We start from the raw sequence: 9,343 nt of genomic DNA on the forward strand, positions 1-9,343 counted from the left end.
GCCATCGCGGAAGTGGGGATTTTATATGCAACTGCCACCGTTCATGAGGGCTGGAATCAGATTACTACCGCAGGTTCGATCCCGTTAACGGCTAAAATCTTAGGCGGTCATGCATTTGCCATCGTCGCTTATGACGATCGAGGGTTTTGGATTCAAAACTCCTGGGGAAAGGAATGGGGCTTAAATGGATTTGCGTGTATTTCCTACGATGATTGGTTAATAAATGGCAATGATATTTGGGTTTGTCGTTTAGGTGCGGCAGTTGAGTTGAATCGGAACTTACCTACGGCAATTAGTCATTCAGCCGCAGCGAATAATCCGTTAGTCTTATCATTTGCCGATCTCAGACCCCATATTATCAGCCTTGGTAACGATGGACTATTAAAAGCAGGCGGGGATTTTGGCACATCACCCGAAGATATCGAGAGTATTTTCCAAACCGATTTTCCCCGGATTACCCAAGGCTGGACGAAAAAACGGATCTTGTTATACGCGCATGGCGGACTAGTTGATGAAAATTCTGCCGTACAGCGACTAGCCGACTATCGGGCGACACTACTCGATCTAAAAATCTATCCAATCTCATTTATTTGGCATAGCGACTTCTGGACGACACTAACTAATATTTTAGGGGAATCGCTGCGCCGTCGCCGACCGGAAGGGATTTTGGATGATGCTAAAGATTTTCTGCTCGATCGACTCGATGATGCGCTAGAACCGTTAGTGCGCGGCCCTGGTCGGGTAATGTGGAATGAGATGAAAGAAAATGCGATCGGTGCTACTGCCAACCCATCTGGCGGCGCGCGATTAGCCATCGAACAGCTTGTTAAACTCGTGCGGGACGAAGATGTGGAGATCCATGTCGTGGGACATAGTGCGGGAGCTATTTTCCATGCCCCCATTGTCGAGCTGTTAACGACAAAGGGGAAAATTGCCAGCGGTCATTTAAAAGGGCTGGCAGGTTATAATTTGCCGATCGAGTCCTGTACGCTATGGGCACCAGCCTGTAATATCGACCTGTTCGATCGATATTACCAGCCCGCAATCGACAGCAAACAAATCGATCGATTCACGCTATTTACACTCACCGATACCGCCGAGCAAGACGATAATTGTGCCGCGATTTACAACAAATCTCTGCTGTACCTGATCTCAAATGCCTTTGAATCACAACCGCGCATTCCGCTAGCCAGAGATGGCGAACCAATTTTAGGCATGGAGAAATTTATCAAAAATCATCAATCTTTTCAACAGTTATTAGCAGCCGATCGCCTCGATTGGATTTTAAGCCCAAATCATGAAGCCGCAGGCTCGGCACAGGCTTCAAGATCGGAAAAACATGGAGCTTTTGATGACGATAATGCTACCGTAGCAGCTACTGTGGCACGAATTCTCAACACCGATGCTGCTCAAGTTGAATTTAATTTTATGAGATCGGCTTCTTCCTTACGTTCGAGACGGAAACGTCTATCGTAAACCGAGACTTTAACTAACTTTAGCTACTCACAGGCGGACGAGTGTATGGCAATTGACGAGCGCATCATCCAAGCAACAGTTACCCGTTATCAACAACGAGAGCAGCAGCGGAATGCTTATTTACAAAAATTGAGCGATACTAGTCCGCTCGATGTAGATACGCCAGAACGGGTCGCAAAGCTATTAACAAGAATTGCCAATCATCCGTTGGCACGAATGACGATCGCTGAAAGTCAGAAAGTTACAGCCGATCGAGTCCAATCGCTTGCTCCCGATGAATTTCGGCAGTTAGTTCAAGAGCGGGTACTCGGTCAAAATGATTTGATGCCCGTTAGTTACTTAGAATATGCCTTGCGGGTGGCTCGATCTGTCGGTCGAGTAATTATTCGCAGTAATAGTCTGCGGGTGACGGGGTATGGAACTGGATCGATGGTTTCCCCCCGATTGCTGATGACTAACAATCACGTCCTATCAACCAGTCAAGCGGCTCGGCTCAGTCAGATCGAGTTCAATTATCAAAGCGATCTCGATGGCACAATGCGATCGGCTCAGAGCTACGAGCTAGATCCAGATACTTTCTTCGCGACCGATCGAGAACTAGATTACACGATCGTTGCTGTCAAAGAGAGTTCTGGCGATCGACCAGCCGTATCTAGTTTTGGGTGGAATCCGTTAATTGAGGAACAGGGTAAAGTCATTATCGGTGAATATGTCAATATCATCCAGCATCCGGCTGGCGAACCCAAACAATTAGCCCTTCGCGAAAATCGAGTAGTAGATTTATTAGATGACTTTCTCCACTACCTCACAGACACCGCTCCTGGCTCTTCTGGCGCGCCCGTATTTAACGATCGATGGGAATTAGTGGGATTGCATCATTCTGGCGTACCCGCACGAGATAATCTGGGCAATATTCTGACTGTCGATGGTCGGATTTGGCAGCCAGACATGGGGGAATCGCGGGTGAAATGGGTCGCCAATGAAGGAGTCCGCATCAGTCGGATCGTCGGACATTTAAAACAACAAAATCTGACCATCGCACAAAAACAATTGCGCGATCGACTATTCGATCTCGCACCAGCTACTCCAACCGAATTGTCTTTAGATCCACAAACTAAAACTATGTCTAATTTTGAATCTTCAGAACGCGATCGGAGCATTACTTGGACTATTCCATTACAAGTAACTGTCAGTCTCGGACAAATCGGTTTACCTGCCACACCATCAGCCGTTACGATTTCCAGCGGATCGAGTAGCGATGAATTACAGCAATTTATCGGTACTAACGCACCGTTGCAACAAGAAATGCAACTCTTAGAACAGGTACGTCGAGGTACGATTCCTTACTACGATCGAGTTACGGACGAGCGAAATCGAGATAGCTATTACGGTAGTCTCATTACCGCTGCAAATACCCTCGATCCCCAGCAATTGTTTGGGAAGTTAAAAGAGTTACTTACTAATACTCATACTAGTCAGCCACGCTACAAACCAAACATTCAACTTTATCCTTGGGTCGATCTACAACCAGATTTCAAGATTCGCAGTATTTATTCAAAACTAGAATATACGCCAGAAGAAATTATTCGAGAAGACTTACAAATCGATCGGCTCAGAAATAATCGGATTCAGGAAATGATGAAAGTCGAATCATCTAGTCAAATGGAGAATTTCCGGGAGGAGTTAGATTTATTAGAAGCGCAAATGCCTTATAATTGCGAACATGTCGTGCCTCAATCTTGGTTCGATCGACAAGAACCGATGAGAGGTGATTTACATCATTTATTTACCTGCGAAGTTAAGTGTAATACCTTTCGAGGGAATACTCCTTACTTTGATTTTCTAGATTTTGAAGAAGTAATTATGAGTAACTGTGGTAAATCCGAACGCCGCGAGTCAAAGTTTGAACCTGGTAATGGTAAAGGAGAGGCGGCGAGAGCTACCCTGTACTTTTTATTGCGGTATCCCGGCAAAATAAATAACGCGATTAATGAATATAAAGCCGATCGATTAGAAACATTGTTGCGATGGCATCAAGATTTTGCCGTTACCGAACACGAAAAACATCGAAATATGGCAATCTTTAAAAAACAAGGAAATCGCAATCCGTTCATCGATTTTCCCAATTGGGCTAGAAAGATCGATTTTACTTTAGGATTGGGTTAATTGTCATATTTAGTTTCGACCTAGCTCTATAAAATTAGACCAATTTAAAGAGTTAAAGCGACAGATCTTTACCCCACCCAACCTCCCCTTCTAAAGCTATCGTGTATACACATCTCTGGTGAGAAGCGAAGTTGGTGGGAATCCCCCTGTCTTGAAAAGGTGCTTTACTTGGGGAAACCCCAAGAACGCACTTTTCGCTGTCTTGTCGTTTTTTTATATCTCCTGTCGGAGAGGCTACGCCAACGGGGGGAACCCTAGATCTAAAAATGCCGCTAAATCACCCTTAAAAAGCTACCGTGTATACACTCTCTAGCTCGAAGCGAAATTGGTGGGAATCCCCCTGCCCTTTTTAAGGGGGTTGGGGGATTTAGATCTAGAAACGAAGTCCAACAGACTTGTGTCTACACCGTAGCTTTTTAAGGGGGTTGGGGGATTTAGATCTAGAAACGAAGCCCAGCCGACTTGTGTATACACCGTAGCCTTCTAAAGGGGAGGAGCCGATCTGTCGTCTGGTAAACTTAATTTGGTATTACTCTGCCATCAAACTTGATGGCAGAGCGATATTATATAAAATGTTGGAATAGCGACCGTAAGATCGCCATTCTGAATCGGACAAAAACTAACTAGGTGTACTTTGTAAATCGGGTCGTTCTTCTGGTAAAATTGCACCGTCGATCGGGCAAACTTGGATACAAATTCCACAGTCAATACAGGTCGAAAAATCAATCCAATACCAATCCGTACCGAGTGTATTTTTGCCTGGGCCGTCATGAATACAGGCGACGGGGCACGCCATCACACAGTCAGCTATACCCTCACAAACATTGGTAACGATCGAATGAGCCACGATTTTTTCTCTACTAAATATCGACAGTATTCAATGGTAGCGTAAATTGCTTTATAAAGATGGCTAGGTCATAATTTTTGGTACTTTGAAAAAATCAGTTTCGCGATCGGGTGCGGCGGCATAGATACCTTCGAGATTTTGATAAGCAGATCGATCGTCGGAGCGGGTGATATTATTCATATCGATCGCTCTAGTTTTGGGTTCGACATCGGTGGTATCGAGTTCGCTTAGTTGCTCGAAGTAGTCAAGAATACTACTCATCTGCACGGCATATTTTTCTTCTTGCTCTGGAGTTAGTTCCAATCGGGCGAGGAGAGCGACTTTGTGGACTTGTTCGCGATCGAGCATGGGATTTGGGGAGTAAGGAGTAAGGAAAATCCCCTCCAAGGAGGGGTGCCCGTAGGGCTACTGGTCGGGTGACCCGACCAGTGGGGTGGGTAGATCTTCGCTAAAGCCTAAAACCTATCCACTATTCACTTTTAAAAATATATATCTAGCTGAGAGCGTCCGGTGGTTTTGAGCCAGTTTTGGGCTTCTATGTAGTTATTGGGGGCGATTTTGATGGCTTGAATCCAGTATTCAGCGGCTTTGCCTAATAAGGCTTCGCTGGCGGTGAGATCGCCTTCATCTGCGGCTTTTTCGCCTTGGTAGTGATAGATTACCGCAATGTTATTCAGAGCCTGACACAGCCGAGAATTGAGTTCTACGGCTTGAAAGTATTGCTTCAGTGCGCGCTCGTGTTCGCCATTACTGGCGTAGATCAAGCCCATATTGTACAAAATATAACTGCGATCGTAATCACTTTCTTCTAGTCGCAGAGCTTCTTCGTAGTTGTCGAGAGCTTCAGCATACTCGCCATCAGCTTGAGCAGACATGCCATCGCGATAGTAGACGAAAGCTTCTTTAGCACGCTTGTTGGTGGGCATGATCTTCAAGAGGATGTCTGCCATCACGGTGAAGCTTTTGTCGATGAAGTTATCGTTTTTCTGGGTTCTTGGCATAGTAGTAAAAAAGAAAGGAGCGATACTCCAAAGTTAGTAATTAAGATATTTTTACTTATAGGTATCTATTTTATCGTTCTCCGCATCGAAACTAGTCGCAGATAACGTTTTTCCCGATTTTTGTAACAAATAGCTAGGGGATAGGGAATAGGGTGGATCTTAGATGAGCTATTGTCTCGTGTGAGTTGCTGGATTGACAATTGCCGATAGTAGTAATCCTAGAGCTACCAAGACGATCGCGCTTGAATAACTAGTAGTTGAGAGCGATGGTGGTAAGATGATGCAAATAATTCCGCCGATCGCGATCGCCAAACCTAAGGCTAGTCCCGATCCGGTCGCTGGAAGTCCGGGACACAGCGAAATCGTCGCGGCTAGTGCCAGCGGGGTGACAGATTGGAGCAAAGCTACTCCTAATAATAGTAATTCCTGTCGCTGGGTGCCATAATTGAGACAAATTGCCGCACCAATAAGTGCGATCGTCCCCCATTGTCGCCAGCCGATCCGATCGGCTAGAATACCACCAGCTATCTTACCAGCTCCTGCCGCTAGCGCGAGGTAGAGTAAAATCTGGCGATCGCTTTGATGGACTGCATCAACTAAGTTCCAGACTAGCGAGCGCACCGCAATTGCCCCCAAGAGCAACAAACCGATGCCTTCTTTCCCTGCTAGTGGAATTGCCAATTCACTCGGTTCAGGACGATCTAGCAGTCGCTCCAGGCTCGATTGGGATGGGAGCAGTAGATTGAGCGAGAGGGCGATCGCCGCGAGTGCTGCCAGAATATAATTATCCGATGGAGTATTTAACGCTAAAGTACCGCCCAATACCAATCCCACGACACCAGGTGCGGTGAACCAACCAAACGGGACGATCGATTTTTTTGCCGTTACAGCCACGATCGATCCCGCACTGACATGAAACGCCGCCGAACCCAAACCTGCGAGTAAAATTGTCAGGCTGGGAGAAATGGATCGCACTGATAATCCGACTGCTGTTGCTAATAAAGATATAATTACCCCCGCACGAGCGCGATGATGTCGATCGATAATTAAACCGACGATCGGTTGAGTGCCAAAAGCCAAAAATTGGTAGGTTAAAATTGTCAAACCCGCACCTACAGATGGCGACATTGCCAGTCTAATTATTAATAACCCCGCCGCCGCATCGGCAATGCCGTGTGCCAAACCCAATAATATAATTATTAGTCGATCTCGATCGATTTTATTAATTATCATTAGTTAATCTATCTAATCTTCAAGCTAAATGCCGGGATGGTTTAATAATTCTAGCCACGCATAAAAAAGAGGTAAATTGTCAAGCCTAGAATCAACGTTGCCCCGTAACTCCAGAGGTTAGCAATAACTACCGATCTCTTAAATCTAGCGCGATCTTCTTTGCCCCTTAGCAAGATTAAAACATAATATTCGATCGCGACTGTACCCACAAATGCCAGAATAAATGCTATTCCCCATAATAGATAACCCAGAATCTGCTCGATCTGAGCGGCAACTTTAATATTTTCTGTCAACACTATAATTACACCACCCACGATCGGATAGAGAACGTAACCAGCGACAGTAGAAGCTAAGTTAAGCAAAAATGAATCTAAGAAAGCTTTTCCCCAAGTCCAGCCGCCGCGATAAAATACGATCGCTTCGATCGTAAGTACGCCTAATGAGGAAAATATAGCAACTGCACCCCCAACGATTAGAATTGGGACTAAACTCATATCAGCTAGGAGTATTGGTGGTAAAAATAACTGCCAGAGATGATTCATAGCTTAGAGATAAATTTGCGATCGGGTATGCCAATTATGACAGATCATTCTTAACTAAAATTTCAAACGAGTCATCGATTTATCGCGGTGAAGGAAGTAGTACTAGGCGGCGAAGGCTAGGCTACTAGCTTACCTGACTGATTCCCGATTTCCGACACAATAGTCTCTTTACTTATGCCACAGACTAATAGTGACTTTTTAGGGTGCGATTCGACCAGATCGGGTGAGTATAATGGAGAAATCAAGCTCAAGCCTCAAAATACATACTGTGGAGCAATACCTGAATTTCACTAGGGGTTCTCCTGGTGGGGATTTTTATCTATCCTAGTTCTCGATCTGCCAATTCAATCGATTCTCTTTCAGAGAGGCTTCGCCAACGACTCAAATTTACTTCTACTTGAAACATTGACACGAAGATCGACGATAATAAGACTCGATCGACTTAATTTACCCTAGTCCCCGATATCCAATTCTAGAATTAACTCAAATGATGAATCGCCCATTCAATCTCAAAAGTCTTGCTGCGATCGCACTTGTAACATCAACTATCTTGGCGACACTCGGCTCGGGAGCTAGTGCTGGCGAAGTAGACGCAAGGATTCGATCGGCACTAGAGCAAGCAGGCTTAAAATATGAAATTACCAGCGATAGCGATTTTAAAGTACTTATACCCTGTCGAGATAACCGCACTCAGGTAGTGTTAATTAATTCCGACACAAGTAAAATCAACGATACAAATCTGGAATTTAGGGAGGTTTATGCACTTGCTTATAAAAATAACAGCTCGTTACCAGCAGACATGAGCTACAAAATGATGCAAGAATCTAACCGTAAAAAGATCGGCTCGTGGGAGATAATTAAGACTAGTAACGGTACTAATTTAGTAGTTTTTAATGCTAAGATTTCTGCCGATACCAGCAGTCAAAATTTAGCCAAAATTATTAGCTCTGTCGGCTTAGTTGCCGATGAAATGGAGAAAACTATTACAACTGAAGATACTTTTTAGTTGTTCTGAGCCGAGCCGATCGCGTGTCGGACGCAGCCAAGTTAAAACCAAATCAAACCTAGATCTTCACAAATTGCGGCGATCTAGGTTTTGTTAATTTATCGATCGCGCTAAATCGGTATCCTAGTTCTTCTTCAACCAGCTAAACATCGCACGGAGATCTTTTCCGACTGATTCGATTTGGTGTTCGGCTTCGCGGCGACGAATGGCGGTAAAACCTGCATTTCCAGACTGTTTTTCGAGGATGAATTCGCGGGCGAATTGTCCGGTTTGGATTTCGCTCAAGATTTTTTTCATCTCAAGTTTAGTCGCATCGGTAACGATCCGAGGGCCGCGAGTGTAGTCGCCATATTCCGCAGTATTAGAGATACTACTACGCATTTCTGCCAAACCACCAACAACGACGAGATCGACGATCAGTTTGACTTCGTGGAGGCACTCAAAATAAGCTAATTCGGGCTGATAACCTGCTTCGACGAGGGTTTCAAACCCAGCTTTAATTAGGGCACTCAGACCGCCACAGAGGACTGCTTGTTCGCCGAATAAATCGGTTTCGGTTTCTTCGCGGAAGGTAGTTTCCAGGATACCCGCACGGGTACCGCCAATGCCTTTAGCATAAGCCATCGCTCGATCGCGTGCTTGACCGGAAGCATCTTGATAAACGGCAAATAAAGCTGGTACCCCTTGTCCTTTTTGGTACTCATAGCGAACCGTATGTCCGGGGCCTTTGGGCGCGATCATCACCACATCGACATCGGCAGGGGGAACGACTTGCCCAAAGTGAATATTAAAACCGTGGGCGAAGGCCAGCGTTTTACCTGCGCTCAGATTTGGTTTAATCTCGTTTTCATAAATATCCCGTTGGACTTCATCAGGGAGCAAAATCATGATAAAGTCTGCGGCGGCTGATGCTTGGGCAACTGTTTTGACGGTTAAGCCTTCGGCTTCGGCAATGGCCGCCGATTTACTACCTGGGTATAGACCGATAATTACTTTTACGCCGCTATCTTTGAGGTTGAGCGCGTGAGCGTGCCCTTGGGAACCATAACCGATAATGGCTACAGTTTTGCCG

At 45.3% G+C, this 9,343-nt stretch carries 9 protein-coding genes; 3 read left to right on the top strand and 6 right to left on the bottom strand.

The window, feature by feature from the left end; translation table 11 throughout:
• Both RMO79_RS00150 and RMO79_RS00155 read left to right on the top strand, forming a co-directional pair.
• A partial coding sequence (locus tag RMO79_RS00150; RefSeq protein WP_396136481.1) for a peptidase C1 occupies positions 1-1,476 on the top strand: 1,476 nt, incomplete at its 5' end.
• A gap of 45 nt (positions 1,477-1,521) precedes the next feature.
• Positions 1,522-3,642, top strand: coding sequence for an endonuclease (locus RMO79_RS00155; protein WP_310481014.1), 2,121 nt, complete (start codon positions 1,522-1,524; stop codon positions 3,640-3,642).
• A 619-nt stretch (positions 3,643-4,261) separates the two neighbouring features.
• On the opposite strand, the gene RMO79_RS00160 is transcribed toward RMO79_RS00155, so the two are convergent.
• The 5 genes from RMO79_RS00160 to RMO79_RS00180 form a co-directional block, all read right to left on the bottom strand.
• The gene (locus RMO79_RS00160) at positions 4,262-4,489 is read right to left on the bottom strand and encodes a ferredoxin family protein (protein ID WP_310481015.1); all 228 of its coding nucleotides are present in this window, start codon (positions 4,487-4,489) and stop codon (positions 4,262-4,264) included.
• 63 nt (positions 4,490-4,552) lie between these two features.
• The gene (gatC, locus tag RMO79_RS00165) at positions 4,553-4,837 is read right to left on the bottom strand and encodes an Asp-tRNA(Asn)/Glu-tRNA(Gln) amidotransferase subunit GatC (RefSeq protein ID WP_310481016.1); all 285 of its coding nucleotides are present in this window, start codon (positions 4,835-4,837) and stop codon (positions 4,553-4,555) included.
• Between the two features lie 131 nt (positions 4,838-4,968).
• Positions 4,969-5,490 carry a photosystem I assembly protein Ycf3 gene (locus RMO79_RS00170; protein ID WP_295621927.1) on the bottom strand — a complete coding sequence of 174 codons (522 nt, stop codon included), beginning with the start codon at positions 5,488-5,490 and terminating at the stop codon, positions 4,969-4,971.
• A gap of 168 nt (positions 5,491-5,658) precedes the next feature.
• A complete protein-coding gene (locus tag RMO79_RS00175; protein WP_310481017.1) occupies positions 5,659-6,723 on the bottom strand; it encodes a hypothetical protein in 1,065 nt (354 codons plus the stop codon).
• A gap of 50 nt (positions 6,724-6,773) precedes the next feature.
• Positions 6,774-7,265, bottom strand: a complete 492-nt coding sequence (locus tag RMO79_RS00180; RefSeq protein WP_310481018.1) for a hypothetical protein — start codon at positions 7,263-7,265, stop codon at positions 6,774-6,776.
• A gap of 487 nt (positions 7,266-7,752) precedes the next feature.
• Between RMO79_RS00180 and RMO79_RS00185 the strand changes: the two genes are divergently transcribed.
• Positions 7,753-8,271 carry a hypothetical protein gene (locus RMO79_RS00185; RefSeq protein ID WP_310481019.1) on the top strand — a complete coding sequence of 173 codons (519 nt, stop codon included), beginning with the start codon at positions 7,753-7,755 and terminating at the stop codon, positions 8,269-8,271.
• Positions 8,272-8,394: 123 nt separating this feature from the next.
• On the opposite strand, the gene ilvC is transcribed toward RMO79_RS00185, so the two are convergent.
• Positions 8,395-9,343, bottom strand: a 949-nt coding sequence (gene ilvC, locus RMO79_RS00190; protein ID WP_310481020.1) for a ketol-acid reductoisomerase, incomplete at its 5' end; no start/stop codon positions are given.

The sequence above is a fragment of the Chamaesiphon sp. VAR_48_metabat_403 genome (assembly GCF_031422475.1).
GTDB lineage: Bacteria > Cyanobacteriota > Cyanobacteriia > Cyanobacteriales > Chamaesiphonaceae > Chamaesiphon.